This window comes from Thermodesulfovibrio sp. Kuro-1 (genome assembly GCF_006538445.1).
Lineage (GTDB): Bacteria > Nitrospirota > Thermodesulfovibrionia > Thermodesulfovibrionales > Thermodesulfovibrionaceae > Thermodesulfovibrio > Thermodesulfovibrio yellowstonii.
In genome coordinates this window covers 349,869-366,298 of sequence record NZ_BJKS01000002.1, presented here as the reverse complement: position 1 = coordinate 366,298, position 16,430 = coordinate 349,869, and the positions used below count along the sequence as shown (strand labels likewise).

Annotated in this window: 13 protein-coding genes and 1 CRISPR repeat array; of the genes, 10 read left to right on the top strand and 3 right to left on the bottom strand. The window is 32.5% G+C overall.

The window, feature by feature from the left end:
- Positions 1-96: 96 nt before the first annotated feature.
- Genes cas2 through FLY87_RS04040 form a run of 3 tightly spaced genes read right to left on the bottom strand, consistent with a single transcriptional unit; the run spans position 97 to position 4,197 of the window.
- Entirely contained in the window at positions 97-372 is a 276-nt protein-coding gene (gene cas2 / locus FLY87_RS04050; protein WP_028842128.1) for a CRISPR-associated endonuclease Cas2, read from the bottom strand.
- A 1-nt stretch (position 373) separates the two neighbouring features.
- Positions 374-1,369 (bottom strand): CRISPR-associated endonuclease Cas1, encoded by a 996-nt coding sequence (cas1, locus tag FLY87_RS04045; RefSeq protein WP_028842129.1) that lies wholly within the window; start codon positions 1,367-1,369, stop codon positions 374-376.
- A gap of 2 nt (positions 1,370-1,371) precedes the next feature.
- Positions 1,372-4,197, bottom strand: coding sequence for a CRISPR-associated primase-polymerase type A1 (locus FLY87_RS04040; protein WP_028842130.1), 2,826 nt, complete (start codon positions 4,195-4,197; stop codon positions 1,372-1,374).
- A 71-nt stretch (positions 4,198-4,268) separates the two neighbouring features.
- A CRISPR array of direct repeats spans positions 4,269-4,908; the repeat unit is 37 nt; unit sequence GTCGCAATCCCTTTTAAATGAGGTCTTGTTTTCCAAC.
- A 401-nt stretch (positions 4,909-5,309) separates the two neighbouring features.
- On the opposite strand from FLY87_RS04040, the gene cas10 reads away from it, so the two are divergent.
- Genes cas10 through FLY87_RS03990 form a run of 10 tightly spaced genes read left to right on the top strand, consistent with a single transcriptional unit; the run spans position 5,310 to position 16,423 of the window.
- On the top strand, positions 5,310-7,619 hold the full coding sequence (gene cas10, locus FLY87_RS04035) for a type III-A CRISPR-associated protein Cas10/Csm1 (RefSeq protein WP_028842131.1): 2,310 nt from the start codon (positions 5,310-5,312) through the stop codon (positions 7,617-7,619).
- Positions 7,612-8,061, top strand: a complete 450-nt coding sequence (gene csm2 / locus FLY87_RS04030; RefSeq protein WP_012546625.1) for a type III-A CRISPR-associated protein Csm2 — start codon at positions 7,612-7,614, stop codon at positions 8,059-8,061. The genes cas10 and csm2 overlap by 8 nt, the downstream gene beginning before the upstream one ends.
- Positions 8,061-8,846 carry a type III-A CRISPR-associated RAMP protein Csm3 gene (csm3, locus tag FLY87_RS04025; protein ID WP_141266349.1) on the top strand — a complete coding sequence of 262 codons (786 nt, stop codon included), beginning with the start codon at positions 8,061-8,063 and terminating at the stop codon, positions 8,844-8,846. The genes csm2 and csm3 overlap by 1 nt, the downstream gene beginning before the upstream one ends.
- 12 nt (positions 8,847-8,858) lie before the next feature.
- Entirely contained in the window at positions 8,859-9,842 is a 984-nt protein-coding gene (gene csm4 / locus FLY87_RS04020; RefSeq protein WP_141266348.1) for a type III-A CRISPR-associated RAMP protein Csm4, read from the top strand.
- Positions 9,843-9,846: 4 nt separating this feature from the next.
- On the top strand, positions 9,847-10,998 hold the full coding sequence (csm5, locus tag FLY87_RS04015) for a type III-A CRISPR-associated RAMP protein Csm5 (RefSeq protein WP_141266347.1): 1,152 nt from the start codon (positions 9,847-9,849) through the stop codon (positions 10,996-10,998).
- Between the two features lie 3 nt (positions 10,999-11,001).
- On the top strand, positions 11,002-11,748 hold the full coding sequence (locus tag FLY87_RS04010; RefSeq protein WP_141266346.1) for a hypothetical protein: 747 nt from the start codon (positions 11,002-11,004) through the stop codon (positions 11,746-11,748).
- A gap of 29 nt (positions 11,749-11,777) precedes the next feature.
- Positions 11,778-12,929, top strand: a complete 1,152-nt coding sequence (locus FLY87_RS04005) for a Card1-like endonuclease domain-containing protein (protein WP_141266345.1) — start codon at positions 11,778-11,780, stop codon at positions 12,927-12,929.
- 2 nt (positions 12,930-12,931) lie between these two features.
- Complete coding sequence (locus FLY87_RS04000; RefSeq protein WP_012546514.1) at positions 12,932-13,180, top strand: CRISPR-associated protein Csx3; 249 nt, start codon at positions 12,932-12,934, stop codon at positions 13,178-13,180.
- 2 nt (positions 13,181-13,182) lie between these two features.
- The gene (cas6, locus tag FLY87_RS03995) at positions 13,183-14,121 is read left to right on the top strand and encodes a CRISPR system precrRNA processing endoribonuclease RAMP protein Cas6 (RefSeq protein ID WP_141266344.1); all 939 of its coding nucleotides are present in this window, start codon (positions 13,183-13,185) and stop codon (positions 14,119-14,121) included.
- Between the two features lie 52 nt (positions 14,122-14,173).
- Positions 14,174-16,423 carry a DNA internalization-related competence protein ComEC/Rec2 gene (locus tag FLY87_RS03990; RefSeq protein ID WP_141266343.1) on the top strand — a complete coding sequence of 750 codons (2,250 nt, stop codon included), beginning with the start codon at positions 14,174-14,176 and terminating at the stop codon, positions 16,421-16,423.
- The last annotated feature ends 7 nt before the right edge of the window (positions 16,424-16,430 follow it).

Genomic DNA, 16,430 nt, shown 5'->3' with positions numbered 1-16,430 from the left:
AATTTTTACCACTTTTTAAAGTCTAAAACTTGTCAAAGATCGTTGATACTGTAGCGAAAGCTAATTTAGCCTCTAACCTCTCACGAGATTGTAATTTTATACCACAATATATCCCTCTTCGTCAAGAAGTATTTTACATCCATAAGTTTCTACTCGCTCCCGACAGCCTTCACAAATATAATAAATCCTTAAGCTATCCTGTTTTTCATCTATGTAGGGTAAAATTTCGTTTATCATCTGTTTTAGATATTTTTGGTCAATATTACATTCAAAAACGCTATATTGAACTCTTATTCCATAATCTTTAAGTAATTCTGCAACTTTTTTTCTTTTTTTATCGTCAGAAATATCGTAGGATACTACAATAAACATTCTATTCAATAATAAACGGGATATATTCCTGTTTCATCATTATTGTGCGAGAGATTCTGTAAATTTGTTCTCTTACGATGTTTCTAAAAGAGGTTTTTTCATGCGTACGAGGATGTTCTATTTGATCTGTCATCCGTTTTTCATAATGAATAATAAATTTTTTTAGAGCATCTTTAGTTAGGATAAATCCTTTTTCATTGTCTTCAATAAAGTCATTTTGGGTAATAATTCTGGTATTTACAAGATTTAGAATTAATCTGTCAATGATACTATGTCTGAATTCTTCAACCATATCCAGGGCAAGAGCGGGGCGACCATAATCTATTCCGTGAAGATAGCCAACGTAAGGGTCAAAACCTGTAGCAAATAGAAGCGAAAGGATTTCATGAGTTAGCATGGCATATCCAAAACTTAAAAGAGCATTTACAGCGTCTTTTGGTGGTCTTTTGCTTCTACCAGAGAAAAGCATGTCTGCAAGAATCATTTTTCTGAAAACTCTAAAATAAACTGCTGAAGCTTGCCCTTCAAGTCCAAGTAGAACAGGTATAGGTGGTATTTTTTTAACTTTTTCCATAATTTGCTCAATAGATATTAATTCTTGTGTAAAAACTTGTTCGGGATGATTGCTTAGATGTTTTCTTATGACAGTTTTAGCATTTTTTATCTTTGCATTTACAATTTTTGATGCAAGAGTTCTTTGAAACTCATCGTCAAGATATCTTTCGTACTGAGAGATTCTTAAGAAAACATTTTTATGCTGATTAGGCAGAAGAATGCCCCTAAACTTACCCTTTGACGAGAGAAAGCTAATATAGATTCCATTTTCAAGCACAGAGGCTATTACTGGTGAGGTAATCTGTATGTTCCCGAAGACAACAATTCCATCAAGACCTATTAAAGAAATTTCAGCAATTGTTTTGCCTTCTTTGACAATTAAAAGACGACGGGATATTTTCTTGATTATACTCCCTTGTTCGGTAACATAAAGTATTTTCATTTTTAAATCTCAACGATCCATTGCTTTGTTTCAGTATTTTTAATTCGTTTAAGATTTCCAATTTTTAATTCAATACACTCAATCCCTTTTTGGTTGAATAATTCCTCAAATTTTCTTTCTATTTCTGATAGTTTATTTTCCAATTCTTTCTTATTTTGTTTCAGCCTGAGATATTCATTTACAAGTTCATCTATTTTTATGGAATCCTGCGTGATTTTGGGTTGCTGGTTCAAAACTATCTTTGAAGGACTTCTTTTGAGAGGTTTTATCCCTGCATGTATAACAGGAGATGGATAAGTATCTCTGTCAAGGTTGAAATCGCAGTGACAACCAATTACAGGAGTTATATGGTTTAACCATTCTCTTATTTTTGGACAACTACATGGGCTTTTGCTTAGTCTACCAAGCCATTTCTCAGTGATGTCGTAACTATAATTATAACAGTTGCTTATTATAATATGAATTGCCTTTTTACCTTCTTGTCCAAGATGTCCAAGAGTATTGAGAATGGTTAATCTTTCAAAGTGCGTTAAATCTTTTTCCTGCTGGGCTTTTGTATAAAGATATTTTAGGACATTACATTTTTCTAAAACTTTCTTTACAGAATGTAGGTTTTCAATACTTAGAGACTTTATAGAGAAAGACTCTTCCTTTGTTAAAAGGCTTTGTGCTTTTCTGAACGTTTCAATTTTTACCGGTACTATGTTCCATAGATGGGCAATTTGGTTTTCTACAGGGTTACCTTCATTGTCAATGAATAAACATCTCTTGCCTGTTAGCCGATGAATTCCAAGTGGAAGTTTAATAAGACTGCCAAATGCATTTTCTCTAATAGATTGCTGAAGAGGAAATATCTCACGATTGATACCTTCAGGAGGAGGGCCAACTTTTTTTAAAATTGTTTTCAAAAATTCTCTTACTTCAGTTGCTTTAATTGGAGCTTCAAAGAATATCCATATGTGTATGCCTTTCCATCCGCTTGATTCCATATAGACATTTATTTCAAGATTTTTAAAAAATCTTTTTATTTTTACAGCATCTGATAATACTGATTGCCATAAATCAATGCTCATAGACCCTTGTTGCATAATTATTTTTTTAGAAACATCCAGATCTAATACAGCAAAATTAACTGTATTGTCCATTCTAAGAAGATAGATTCCTAAGGTATGCTTACCATTTATGTGTTTAAGAACATCCTCTTGCTCGAGAGGTTTATGGATTGGAGAATAACCTATTTTCCCATATTCATTAATCCACTGTTTTGCAAATAACCCTTCCCTTCCGGAGAAGAGCTTTATAAAAAGACTTATATCTTCATGGGTTAATTTAAATTTAAAGTTTTCTTCCTTTAATAAACTGTTTTTTAATTCTAAAGATAAAGAAAGCTCAGGTTTTAACTGTTTAGCCTGCATTATTGCTTTTTCAGCAGAACCATAGAGTCCCCATTTTTGATATGCCTCTGCAATGGCAAGATAAAATTCAAAATTATTAGGTGAAAGCTGAATTGCTTTTTGCAAAAACTTTATAGCACGTTCAATTTTCCCCAGTTTTGTTAGTTTTCTGCCGAGTTGATAAAAAGTTTCTGCATTGGATGGTTCAAGTTTCAAAGCTTGATAATACTCATCAAAAGCTTGTTCATCAAGTCCGAGCAGTTCAAATATTATTCCTCTCTGATAATGAAGTTCTCCTTCTTCTGATGAAATAAAAGGCTTTTGAGTTATTAATTCGTATGCTTTATGAGGTTGAGAGTTTTGGATATAAAGCGCTGATTTAAAAATATCAAGAGCTATGGAGTCATTATACTGTCTTGACATATCTTCAACTTCCTTGAGTAATTTATCTTGTTGGATTCCTGAGAGTCCAAAATAGTTTTGCCATCCTCTAATGATTGTTTTAAGCCTGTTTTTGAGTTGTTCTTCTGTAATCTTGTCTGAGAATTTAAGTTCCCTGTCAATTTTTGATTTAAGTTTTTCTATAGATTTAAATGAAGGTTTCTTTCCTTCTGAAGAGAAATGAAACCCTAAAAATGTAAAACCCTCATTTAAATTGCAAATCCTTGTTTTTTCTTTATTTAAAGTAAGCAAAAGCTCATTTTCTATGTAGATATCTATGAACTCAAGAAGATTTTTTGCTTCATCTTGAGACTTACAAAGTACTACAAAATCATCGCAGTATCTAATGTAACCTTTTGATTTTGCTGTAACAGCGATGTCAAGATTATGTAAATACAAGTTTGCTAAAAGAGGAGATAGCACTATTCCTTGTGGAATACCAATTTCTGGAGGCATGTCATACTGTATCCATTTTTTTATTAAACTTACAATTCTTTTATCTTTTATTTTTTCTGAAAATAGAGCGACTATAAGTTTTTTATGAACTGTATCAAAAAAATCTTTTATATCTGAATCAATTATATAGTTAAACCCTTCTTGCAGCAAAGTTTCTACTTTTTTTACAGCCATTAATGCTGATTTGTTTTGTCTGTAACCATAAGAACAATTTAAAAAATCTTTTTCAAACTCTGGCTGAATGACAAGTAACACAGCTTCTTGAACGATTCTATCTTTTACTGTCGGGATTTTTAATAGTCTTTTTCTTCCATCGTGCTTATTTATTTCTTTTGCAATTAGAGGAGAAGGTTCATATAGTCCTTGTCTTAGAAGACTTCTTAATAAAACAAGGTTATTGTGTAAATTTGTCTCAAAGTCTTTTATTGATACATGGTCCACACCAGGACAACCACGATTGGCTTTGACTCTTTGCCATGCAAGATAAAAATTATCTTCGCTACATATTTTTTGCCAAAAATAACCCTCTGTATCCATGATTATGGATGATTTTTAAATTGGTTACTTGAATTTTAAACAAAATGAGAAATTTTGTTCAACAGCATTATGTCGCAATCCCTTTTAAATGAGGTCTTGTTTTCCAACTATAAAAAAACTTAAAGAGATGCATCATAATGTAAACATGTCGCAATCCCTTTTAAATGAGGTCTTGTTTTCCAACACAATAAAAATAAAAAAAGAGAAAATAAAAAATTTAACTGTCGCAATCCCTTTTAAATGAGGTCTTGTTTTCCAACGAGAAGGATTGATCACAGCATACGAAGAATTAAGAAAAGAGTCGCAATCCCTTTTAAATGAGGTCTTGTTTTCCAACTCAAAAGAATCGAAATGCTAAGAGAATTAATTAGAAAGTCGCAATCCCTTTTAAATGAGGTCTTGTTTTCCAACGCAGAAAATGAGTTAGAAACAAAACAAATCATTGATTTAGTCGCAATCCCTTTTAAATGAGGTCTTGTTTTCCAACAGATAGAATGCAAAAAAGAAGGCTTTGAGTTTATGGAAGTCGCAATCCCTTTTAAATGAGGTCTTGTTTTCCAACATGTTGCAGGCGAGTTTACCTACTCTTACTTGATGTATGTCGCAATCCCTTTTAAATGAGGTCTTGTTTTCCAACAATTTAGAGCAATTAGATGAATTAAGAGAAATCGTTAGTCGCAATCCCTTTTAAATGAGGTCTTGTTTTCCAACGGTAGCCTTTGTAACTTACTGATTTTTATGGCTTTTTAGTGCCTTTTTCCGTAACCTCTCTCAGAGAGGGCTAAAATGTAAGTGAATACTTTCAAATTTTTACCACTTTTTAAAGTCTAAAACTTGTCAAAGATCGTTGATACTGTAGCGAAAGCTAATTTAGCCTCTAACCTCTCACGAGATTGTAATTTTATACCACAATATATCCCTCTTCGTCAAGAGTAGAGAATAAGTATCTTGCATTTTGTTTCGGATTTTTATCTGGCTGAATGTAAAATGCTTTAAAAACTCTTGTAATGAAATTAATAATTTATTAAAATTAATGGAAATATTTTTTAAACATTTTTTATGATTCCTGTTTAATTATTAAATTAAGTAAGTAGTATTTAGAGAGGAATTTCATGATTACAGAGATTGAGGTTGTCGCAAAAGGAGGACTTCTTTACAATATTGGTAGGGTTGCTTTGAGAGCAGAAGGTAATTTTAATGAAGAAAATTTTGTTGAAAAAGGAAGGGAATGGATAGAAAAACATCTTAAAAACGATGGCGCTGCTCTCAAGATTGCGAAGTCTTTACAGGAAAAAGATGAATTGTTTTTCTTATGGAAGAAAGCCCACAGTCTTGCCTGCAAAAATGAGGATATTAAATATTTTACCCCCAATCCTATTATTTCGCCTTTTTATAAAATAAGAAACCCAAATAATTTAAATGAAACCCTGAATAAAATTCCTTATTATCAGCTACAATCTGAAAAACCTCAGATTGCTATATATAATAAACCTATTATAAATCATGAAAATTACAGGAGATTGATAGAGAAATTTAAAAAAGACTTACAATCAACAAAGCCACCGTATGGTATTAATCTTTTAACTATGCTTATGGAAAAACATTTAAGTAACATACCTCTGGGAAGTCCTTTTGATGACGTATCCATGTTTAGGCATTGTGTTCTTGTTTCCGCTATTTCAGGATGTTTGTATCTGTATCTAAAAGAAAAACGCAGAGATAAAGATTTTTCAGTAGCAAGTATTGTAGATTGTCTTTCGTCAGAGAAACCTTTTCTTCTTGTGGGGGGAGATTTATCAGGGATACAGAAGTTTATATATACTATAACTTCAAAGGGAGCTCTGAGAGCCTTAAAAGGACGCTCTTTTTATATTGAACTTTTAATAGAGCATATAATTAATGAAATCATTGATAACTTAAACCTTACGAGATGTAATATTGTTTTTTCTGCCGGAGGTAATTTCTGTATAGTTTCACCAAATACAGATAATGCAGTAAGTGAGTTAGATAAACTGAAGAGCAGGATTGAAACTTTTTTATTTAATGAATTCAAAGGAGAACTTCAGCTTCATCTGGAATATATTGCTTTTGGAGAGGAGAGTTTTAAAAATTCAGCCTCTGTTTCTGATGGATTAGGAGAAAAACTTGAAAAATCAAAGAAAACAGGGTGGCAAAAGAGGCTTAAAGATATTTTAAAACCTGAGTCTCCTCATGAAAACTGCCTTACTACTCAATGCGATGTGTGTTTTAGAGAAGACGTTTCGCTTGTTAGTTTACAAAGAGGAGATGAAGCATTGCAGGTGTGTGAACCTTGTTATTTCCAATATAAGCTTGGTGAGGAATTACTTGAGATTTCAGAAGGTATTTCACCTGTTATATATAGGCTTAGTGAGCAACCTCAAGGAGATTATGTAAAAATTGAAAAATTCTATTACTGTTTTAGACGCAGTAGGGACGAAAAATTAGAAAATTTAGCTGATAAAATTTATCGCATCAATAATTTTAATGCTGAAAACTACAATAAACCCAACAATATCTTTCTGCCCTTAGGTATTTATAAAAAAAGGGGGTTAAAAGAACTAACAGATGCAGTGAGTGATTTTGGCATAAATAGACTTGCTGTATTGAGAATGGATGTAGATAACCTCGGAAAAATTTTTGGTTCAGCTATTGCGGAACAGGAAAGAACTTTTGCAAGAATATCTGAAATATCCAATCGTTTAAATCAATTTTTTAAGTATCATCTTAATTATATTGCAGAAGGCAAGGAGATTGACTCTTTGGATATTGCTGAAAGAGGAGTGAAAAATAAAGGTAGAAACCTTATGATTATTTATTCTGGTGGAGATGATGTTTTTATTTTAGGACATTGGCTTGATGTTATAGAAACAGCCTTTGACATAAGAAGATATTTTGAACTTTTTACAGGAAACCGTTTTCTTACAATCTCAGGGGGTATTTCCATAAATCAAGACAGTTATCCTGTCTATCAATATGCAAGAGATGCTGAAGAACTTGAAAGATTGGCAAAGAGAGATAATAAGAAAGATTCTCTGGCTTTGCTTGATGATAGAAAAGTCGGTTGGAACAGTTTTGATAAGGTGATTGAAAGGATAAGGCTTTTCAAAAAATTCCTTAAAACTGAATCCAATGGTTTTGTAATAGATGAGCAAAAACTTCCAAAAACATTTTTCTATAGGCTTTTTTCTCTTGCCAAAGTATTTCGCAAAGAAGGTATTTTGGTGCTTCCTAAGGCTGCCTATTTAATATCAAGGGCAAAATTTAATAATTGTGCTGATGAAGATGTTTTATCCATCAAGGAGGTTATTATGAATTCCAATGAAAAGGAATGGGAGATAACAGAGTTAGCAACCCTGGTAACTCTTATGCTTATGAGGAAAGGAGGAAGAGACCATGAATGATTTCAGAAAACAGCAGGGACAACAAAAATATCATGGACAGAACCAGCAGACTCAAATTAACTTGCGGGAACTTAAAAGAGATATTTCAGGATATTCAAAACTTGAAGATTTACCAGCAGAGAAAGTTATAGATATTTCCGAAAAATTAGGTGCCCATCTCAAGATTATAGGATTAAAAACTTCACAAATACGAAAATTTTTGGATGGAGTAAGAAAACTTGATAATCTTTTTGTAAGAGGAAAAAATTTTGATAAGGAACAGGTGATTCTCCTTAAACCAAAACTCGCTTATGCAGCAGGTAGGCAAAAAGAGATTAAACCTCTTATGGAGATTTTAGGACCTGCCATTGATTCAGGAGCAAAATCTTACAAGAGTTTTAAAAAGTTAATTGCCTTGATTGAGGGCATCATAGCCTATCACAGATATTATGGAGGGGAGTGATGAATAGAAATCTTATAGGTAAAATTCAGATGAAAGGCAAGATAAAATGTCTTACTGGTTTGCATATAGGAGCAGCAAAAGAAAATATTGAAATTGGAGCAATTGATGCCTCGGTAGTAAGAGATCCTGTAACACGTGAGCCATATATTCCTGGAAGTTCTCTTAAAGGTAAACTCAGGGCATTGCTTGAGAAATCTCTATCCATTAAGCTGGGCATTATAGGAACTGAAAATAGAATAAACATCGGAACAAAAACAAATCCAGTTTATATTCATGTATGCACAGATGCTGATAAAGCTTATAAATGTCCTATATGCAGAATATTTGGCTCTACAGGGCAAGGGGGTGGTAAAAACTATCCTTCAAGGCTTATTGTAAGGGATGCTTATTTAACAACTGAGAGCGTGGAAGAACTTTCTCAGATTGATACCGGACTACAGTTTACAGAGTGGAAGTTTGAGAATGCCATAGATCGTGTTACCTCTGCTGCTAATCCCCGTCAGCTTGAAAGAGTGCCAAGAGGAGCTGAGTTTGAATTTGAGTTCATTTATAATGTTGAAGATAAAGAAACAGTTTTAGAGGATTTAGAAAATATAACTCTTGCAATTGAACTTCTTAAACTTGACTCCTTAGGAGGACATGGTTCAAGAGGATATGGAAAGATTAAGATAAACTTTGAAGACATAAAAGTTTTTTCTTTAGAGTATTTAAAATCCGGGCAGGGAGAGGTAAAAAGCATTACAGACTTAAGTAAAAAAGAAGAGTTGCTTTCTGTTTTTAAATAAAGAGGCAGCTAAATGGTTATATATTTATATAAACTTCATTTTAAAACACCTGTCCATTTTGGAGAGACGGGAATATATCTGGAAAATGTAGAAGAAAGATTCAGCTCTGACTCGCTATTTTCTGCTTTAATAAACACAGTGTCAAACTATTATGGAGAGAAAGAATCTGAAAAATGGATTGAGAAATTTGAAAATAATCCGCCTTTTCTATTAAGTTCCCTTTTTATATACAAGTCGGACAAATATTTCCTGCCAAAGCCTCTTGATGACTCTTTTATATCAAGAGAAATAAGAAAGAAAATAGGAAAAGAACTTAAAAAAATTAGATGGCTTGAAGCTAAGGATTTTCTCCTTTGGCAGAAAAGGCAGATAACAAAGGTAGAGGATATTGAAAAAATAAAAATGAATTCAGAGCGTTACAGTGATGCTTTTAAAAGAGAGATACGCCCCAGAGTTACAATTGATAGAATGACTTCTCAAAGCAGTATTTATTTTTGTGGTAGCGTAAAGTTTCAAAGAGAGGCTGGACTTTATGGAATGGTGGCTTTCAGAGATACAGATTTTATTGAAAGATTCAGAATTGTTATGAAACTTCTTGGACAGACAGGAATTGGAGGAGAAAGAACATATGGTTACGGAATGTTTGAGCTTAAAGATTTTAAACCAATTGATGGAGTGCTGAAAGAGTTAATGGAGTCTGATGCTCAAGACTTTACTTTACTGTCCCTTTATACTCCTTCAAACACTGAAATAGATGATTTAGCCCAAAAAATAGTTGCTTATGAGATAAAAATAAAAAAGGGATGGATAACATCTGGCAGGACTGCTTTACCACTTAAAAGAAAATCTCTTGGATTTATTAAAGAAGGAAGTGTATTCAGTAAGCCATTGAGGGGTTGTTTAGCGGATGTTACACCAGAAAATGCTCCTCCAGATATACTGAGACATAAAGTTTACCGCTATGGTTATGCCTTTACAGTTCCCTTAAAGGAGTAAAACTATGGCTTTATTTGAAAAGGCAGAGGTTAAAATTGTTACAAAATCTCCTGTTCATATTGGAGGTGTAGAGCAGAAAAAAACAAGGTTTGAGTTTATAATACATGACAATTATCTCTATCCCATTTCAGAAGATCGCCTTGCTGAGTTTCTAAGTAAAAAAAATCTCATATTTGATTACTGTGCACAGTTAGAAAATAAAGCTCATCTCTTTAATCTGGCAGATTTTTTAAAAAGTAAAGCTTTTATTCTCAATGAAAGTTTACTGCTCAAACTTTCCTCAGATAAAAGAATTTACCTTAATCATAATGCTTCACTTATGCAGGATTACAGACCTTATATCAGGGACGGCTTTGGCATCCCATATATTCCAGGCACATCTATAAAGGGAGTAATAAGAACAGCAATTTTATATAATCTGCTTAAGGAGTTAAAAGAAAGTTCCTATGAGGATTTTGAAGTCAATTTTGAAAGAAGAATCGTAGAAGATATTGAACAAAAAAAGAGCAAGAGAGATTTTTCTGCTTGGCTAAATAAAGAATACTTTGAGGGTTTTAAACTTCTTGGAAAAGAGAAAAGCCCACATACAGACTGGCTTAAAATGCTTAAAATTTCTGATGCCTATCCAGATGGAGAAATACAGACTTCTATTATTCCCATAAATATACTTAAAAAAGAAGAAAGCTGGAAATATAAAGAAGAATACTCTGGAAAGAAAACAACTATATGGACTGAATGTATTCCTGAAAATGTAACTTTTAGATTTGAAGTTTTATGGGAAAGAAGCTTTCTTTCTGAGTTTAAAAAGCAACATTACAGATTTAAAATGCCAGAAAATTTAAACGCTACTTTTGAGTGCATAAACAGATGGGCACAGGATTTAATTAATTTTGAAAAGGAATTTTTAGCTACAAATGCAATGAAAAAATGGTATGAAAACAATGTATGTAACTTCAGAATTGGTTTTGGTTCTGGCATGATTAGCACAACAATTCTGATGCTTCTAAGTGAGCCTTTAAGAAAGAAAATCAGGAACTATGCTGGATTAGACAGAGGAGAAACTATAGCGCCAAAATCAAGGAGAGTATTTCAAAGAGATTCCCTGTTAACTCCTCTTGGCTGGTGTCTGATTACTGTAGATGGGACAAGACATTAGAAAATGACATCACATTTTAAACCCACGAAGAAAAATATTTTAGTTTTCATGGGAATATTCATTTTAGTTTCTTGTCTTTTGTTTTTTTTGTCAGAATACTTCCATGATGTACTATATGGATTCAGCGAAAAAATTCACAGTCTGACAATATTAGTTGAATACTTAAAGACTTCCATTGAGTTGACATTTATATTTATTGCAGTAAAAAACTGGAAGCCTATTTATAGATGGATTTTAGGGAAAAGAGAGTTCAGGGGCACAGGAGATGAATTTACCTTTCCAAAGGATAAAGTAAAAGCCATAATAATACCTGTAAGTAGAAGAGAACAGCCTGAGTGGATAATTAGACATCTTGAACCTAAATATGTAGCTTTTCTGTATACAGGAGAAAGGAAAAAGCATGTAATTGAGCTCATAAATCTTTTTTCTGATAAGGTTCACTTTGTTCATACTTTAAAGGAGATTGAGCAGGGAAAAGATATGCTGTCAGACCCTGATAATCCAAATGAGACTAAGGAAATAGTAAAAAAATTTATAGAAGGGTTTATTGCACAGGGAATTAAGGAAGAAAACATTTTTGTTGATACAACAGGTGGTAAAGTGCCTATGTCAATTGGAGCATTTCAAGCAGCAGAAGAAATGGGCGTGTCATCAATATACATTGTTGGAAAAGGAAATAATGGTAATATTAAAGAACCCACTCTAAGAGAACAGGGTTATCCTATTTTTTTAAGTAGAAAGAATGAATAAATCTGATAGTTAAAGCAAGGGGGAAAGAAATGAAGCATATACATGTTTGCTTAATTTCTGAACAAACAATTCCTAATATTCTTGGAATATTTTATTTTAAGCCTGAGGAAGTTCTTTTTATTACAACTGAGCAGATGCTGAAAAGGGAAAAAACAGAGGCAATAGTAAATACTTTGAAAAGACTTGGACTAAATATACCATTTTTTGAAATTGTTGTCAGAGAAGACTCTATATATGACTGTCACAGGAAAATTGCTCAATGGATGGAAAAACATGAAGAGGATAACTTTACAGTTAATCTTACCTGTGGAACAAAGATAATGTCCATAGCAACCTATGAAATTTTCAAAGACTATGGAAGTAAGATGATTTATATTCCAATCCCTAAAAATGAATTTTTTGAAGTTTATCCTCTTAAAAAGCTTTCAGAACCCCAACCTCTGCCTTTAAGGCTTGGTGTTATAGAGTATCTTACAGCTTATTCTCTCAGAGTAATAAATGAAGCAAAGCTGAATAGATACAAGGAAGAATCAGAAAAGAGAAAAGCACTTACAAACTGGATTGTAACAAATTATAACAGCATTGAGGGGCTGTTAAGTGAGTTTTATAAAGTTCTACAAAAAAGTAGAAATGTAAGTTCCTTTGATTTAACCATAGAGTTTCCTATATCCAATGAGTTGCAAAGAGATTTTCTCAAGGCAGTAGGCTTTAACATCAGTGGCAGAACTATATCAAAAAAACTTTCTCGTTCTGAAATAAGATATTTAACAGGAGGATGGCTTGAGGAGTATGTTTTTAACTCTTTAAATTCAATCAAGGGCAGAGGAATTGATGATGTTGTCATGAATGTAGAGATAGAAAATATTCAGGGCAATAAAAATGAGTTTGATGTTATGTTTACAAAGGATAATGCTCTTTATTTTGTTGAGTGTAAATCTTTAAGTCCTGAGGATGAGATCACAAAGAGTAGTTTATATAAAATTGGTGCTTTACAAAAGGAATTCGGCTTAAGGGTGCAGAGTTTCTTTGTAACAACATCGCCTCATATTATTAAAGATGGACAGATCAGGCAGTCTGTTCGTGCAAGAGCAGAACAGTTTAAGACAGAAATAATCAAGCCCGATGAAATTGTGAATTTTGAAACAATAATAAGAAAAAAACTTAAAATTATGGAGGAATAAGGATGTCTGAGATAGTAATTGACATGAGGCAGATTTATGAGGGGGACCAGGCAAAGATAAAGGATATCCCTGATTATATAAAAAAAGCCTTAGAATTAGCAGGTGAGGGAAATGAAATAATACTTACAGGACAGGGACCAATCTGGCTTTACTTAAAGATTGCCCATGCTTTGCATGGTAAAGCAGTAAAGCTTATTTATCGTAGTCCTGTAACAGGGGATATTGTTATTTTTGACCATTCTCCTTACTGAAGATGAAAATCCATTATCAGAAGTATACTTTTTACATAAAAGCCATTGAACCCCTGTATTTGCCTTACTACAAGGGATCAACTTTTAGAGGAGGTTTCGGTAATGCTTTCAGAAAAATTGCCTGTCCTCTAAGGGTTATAAATTGTGATAAATGCTTACTAAAACAAAAATGTATTTATGCCTATGTTTTTGAGACACCACCCCCTGAAGGTTTAACTATACTGAATATGAACAAATATGAAAAAATTCCTCATCCTTTTGTAATTGAGCCTCCTGAATGGAGACAGCAGTATTTCCCTGAGGGACAAACTCTTTCTTTTAACCTCATTCTTATAGGTTCTGCAATTGATTATATTCCATACTTTATATATACTTTTGAGCAACTCGGGGAAATTGGCATTGGTAAGGGAAGAGGTAAATATGTTCTCAGTGAAGTTAAAATTGACGGGATTACAGTTTATAAAATAGGGATACTAAAAAAAAGTATTTCAAAAATTATGGAAATTCCTTCAAAATTTGAGACTACAGATTCAGTAGAAAATTTGACTTTGAAAATAATCACGCCTTTGCGAATAAGGTATCAGAGAAAATTTGTAACAGAGCTTGATTTTCATATTTTAGTAAGGAATTTAATAAGAAGAATTAGTCTACTTGGATATTTCCACTGTGGAGAACAGTTGCCTGATTTTACTGTTCAAGAAGTTATAAGACATGCAGAAACAATAAATACTATCAATTCAAATCTTAGATGGCATGACTGGGAAAGATACTCATCAAGACAGGAAACAAAAATGAAACTTGGAGGAGTGGTTGGTGAGATAGTATATAGGGGTAATATTGCTCCCTTTATTCCATATTTGAAAGCAGGAGAAATTTTGCATTTAGGCAAAAACACAAGTTTTGGATTGGGTAAGTATGAAATTATTTTAGATGAAGCTTAACAAAAAGTTTAACCACCTTTATTGAGTAAAGGTCAGATAAGGATTAATTTTTATGCCATATATACTCTCTTCTGTTTTTGGGATTTTATCTGGAGTGATTTTCATTTATTTCCCTATACTTTCCATTTTTTTGGCTTCATTACCTATAGCAGTCTGCTTATTAAAGAAAAAATACTCTGTAGCTTTTGTATGCCTTATACTTTCCTTAGTTGGAGTTTTCTATGGGAATCTAAGGGAGGGGAAAAACTTTGATAACAAAGAGACAACCCTAAGTTTTAAAGGATATGTTGTTTCAACTAAAGATAATACTCATCTTGTTAAAACCATTGAAGGGAAAAGATTAAGAGTATACTCCAGAGAAAAACTTGAAGAAAATAGGCTTTACACAGTTGAATGTAAAAGTGTAAATGAACATAAAAATCCCTATGTTTTTAGCAAACAGGACTTTTGTTATGCCACTAAGCTATTTGATGAAGGAAAGCTAAATCAGGGCATATTTGAAAGAGTCCAAAATAATATTAATAAGAAACTCAAACAAAAACTTAATGAGCCTGCTGCCTCAGTCATGATTGCTATGACAACAGGGCAAAGGAATGAGATTCCAGAGGAAATAAAGGATGACTTCCAAAAAACAGGACTTATTCATCTGTTAAGTATTTCTGGAGCTCATTTTAGTCTGCTTTTTACTGTGTTCTTTATAGTTTTTAGAATTCTTACCCGATTTATACCCTATAAATGGCTTGTCCTAATGACTCTTTATATTAAGCCTTCTCAGTTAAGCATCATTCTCTGTTTTCCATTTCTTTTATTTTATTATCTCTTGATTGAGCCAAACTATCCTTCAACAAGAGCATTTATAATGGCATTGTTTTTCATGCTTGGCGTTCTTACAGAGAGAAAATCTTTATGGATAATCACAGTATCACTTGCCTGTCTTTTTATTCTTGTAATAGACCCTTCTTCAACAAAAGACCTTTCCTTTCAGCTGAGTTTTCTTGCAACTGTAGCCATAGGCTTTGCAACAGATATTTATAAAAACTTTAAAAACAAAATTCAAAACAAAGTTTTATCTTACTTATTGCTTAGTTTGCTTATCAGCTTCTCAGCCTCTTTAATTACCGCACCTATTGTAATTTATAAGTTTCATTATTTGTCTCTAATCAGTCCTGTTGCTAACCTAACAGCAGGATTTGTTATTGGGATGTTTCTTTTTCCATTAAATGTAATATTTGTTTTTATCTATCTTATTACAGGAATTTATCCTTTGCCAGAGATTGTCAATACAATTGCTACTTTTTCCTTTAAATTGATGCACTTACTTGCTTCATTTAGCTTCTCTTCTTTATCAATTCCACCTATTCCTTTAGGCTCTGTTATACTCTTTTATTTTGGGATTTTTTTATCAATTTTTGCTTGCTATGGGTTAAAGGGATGGTTTAAAAAATTATCTTTTATGGTCTCATGTTTATTGATTTTTAGTTCAGTTTTAACCAGTTTGGTTTTAGATAATTTACAGAGAAACTTTATAAAAATAACCTTTCTTGATGTTGGACAGGCAGAATCTGCTGTTGTTGAAACACCAGAGGCTGTTTTCCTTGTTGATACAGGTAAAACAGGATTTGAAGCAGTGCAGTATCTTAAAGCTAAAGGATACAGACAGTTGCAGGCTCTTATTATTACTCATGAACAGAAAGACCATGCAGGAGGGTTTTTAAACATCATAGAAAAATTTAATGTAAAAGAGATATGGGATAATGGATATATAAAATACAAAATTCCAATGAATGTGAAACATCTTGAAAGAGGCGATATTCTTAAAGCTGGAAATTGCATTTTTACATTATTACATCCTTACAAGGGATTTTATACTTCTTCCCTTTCAAATGACAGTAATGAGTTAAGCCTTGTTTTTAGTTTAAAATGTAAAACTAAAACTTTTTTATTTACCTCTGATACAGGCATAGAAGTATTAAAAAGTATTCCTGCTACGTATCTCAAAGCAGATATATTTAAAATACCCCATCATGGTAGTAAACGCTCTTTTTATAAAGAATTTTATGAAACAGTTTTACCTCAAATTTGTATAATTTCTGTTGGTAAAAATAATGCTTACGGACATCCACATACAGAGGTCTTGGAATACCTTAAGGATAAATGCAAAATTTACAGAACAGACATTCATGGAGCTATTCAAATAAGAGAAAAAGCCAATGGTGAAATTGAAGTAAAAACTTTTGAAGAGACAAAGTTTAAGCCTTACAGAGAATTGGAAAATTTAAAAAAACTCTTTATTTTATGGTAGAATTAAC

What these genes read in the sequence shown, in the direction of transcription:
- csm2 (WP_012546625.1), top strand. Translation starts at nt 7,612, where the DNA reads ATGAATGATTTCAGAAAACAGCAGGGACAACAAAAATATCATGGACAG.
- FLY87_RS04040 (WP_028842130.1), bottom strand. Translation starts at nt 4,197, where the DNA reads ATGGATACAGAGGGTTATTTTTGGCAAAAAATATGTAGCGAAGATAAT.
- csm5 (WP_141266347.1), top strand. Translation starts at nt 9,847, where the DNA reads ATGGCTTTATTTGAAAAGGCAGAGGTTAAAATTGTTACAAAATCTCCT.
- csm4 (WP_141266348.1), top strand. Translation starts at nt 8,859, where the DNA reads ATGGTTATATATTTATATAAACTTCATTTTAAAACACCTGTCCATTTT.
- FLY87_RS03990 (WP_141266343.1), top strand. Translation starts at nt 14,174, where the DNA reads ATGCCATATATACTCTCTTCTGTTTTTGGGATTTTATCTGGAGTGATT.
- csm3 (WP_141266349.1), top strand. Translation starts at nt 8,061, where the DNA reads ATGAATAGAAATCTTATAGGTAAAATTCAGATGAAAGGCAAGATAAAA.
- cas10 (WP_028842131.1), top strand. Translation starts at nt 5,310, where the DNA reads ATGATTACAGAGATTGAGGTTGTCGCAAAAGGAGGACTTCTTTACAAT.
- FLY87_RS04010 (WP_141266346.1), top strand. Translation starts at nt 11,002, where the DNA reads ATGACATCACATTTTAAACCCACGAAGAAAAATATTTTAGTTTTCATG.
- FLY87_RS04000 (WP_012546514.1), top strand. Translation starts at nt 12,932, where the DNA reads ATGTCTGAGATAGTAATTGACATGAGGCAGATTTATGAGGGGGACCAG.
- cas1 (WP_028842129.1), bottom strand. Translation starts at nt 1,369, where the DNA reads ATGAAAATACTTTATGTTACCGAACAAGGGAGTATAATCAAGAAAATA.
- cas6 (WP_141266344.1), top strand. Translation starts at nt 13,183, where the DNA reads ATGAAAATCCATTATCAGAAGTATACTTTTTACATAAAAGCCATTGAA.
- cas2 (WP_028842128.1), bottom strand. Translation starts at nt 372, where the DNA reads ATGTTTATTGTAGTATCCTACGATATTTCTGACGATAAAAAAAGAAAA.
- FLY87_RS04005 (WP_141266345.1), top strand. Translation starts at nt 11,778, where the DNA reads ATGAAGCATATACATGTTTGCTTAATTTCTGAACAAACAATTCCTAAT.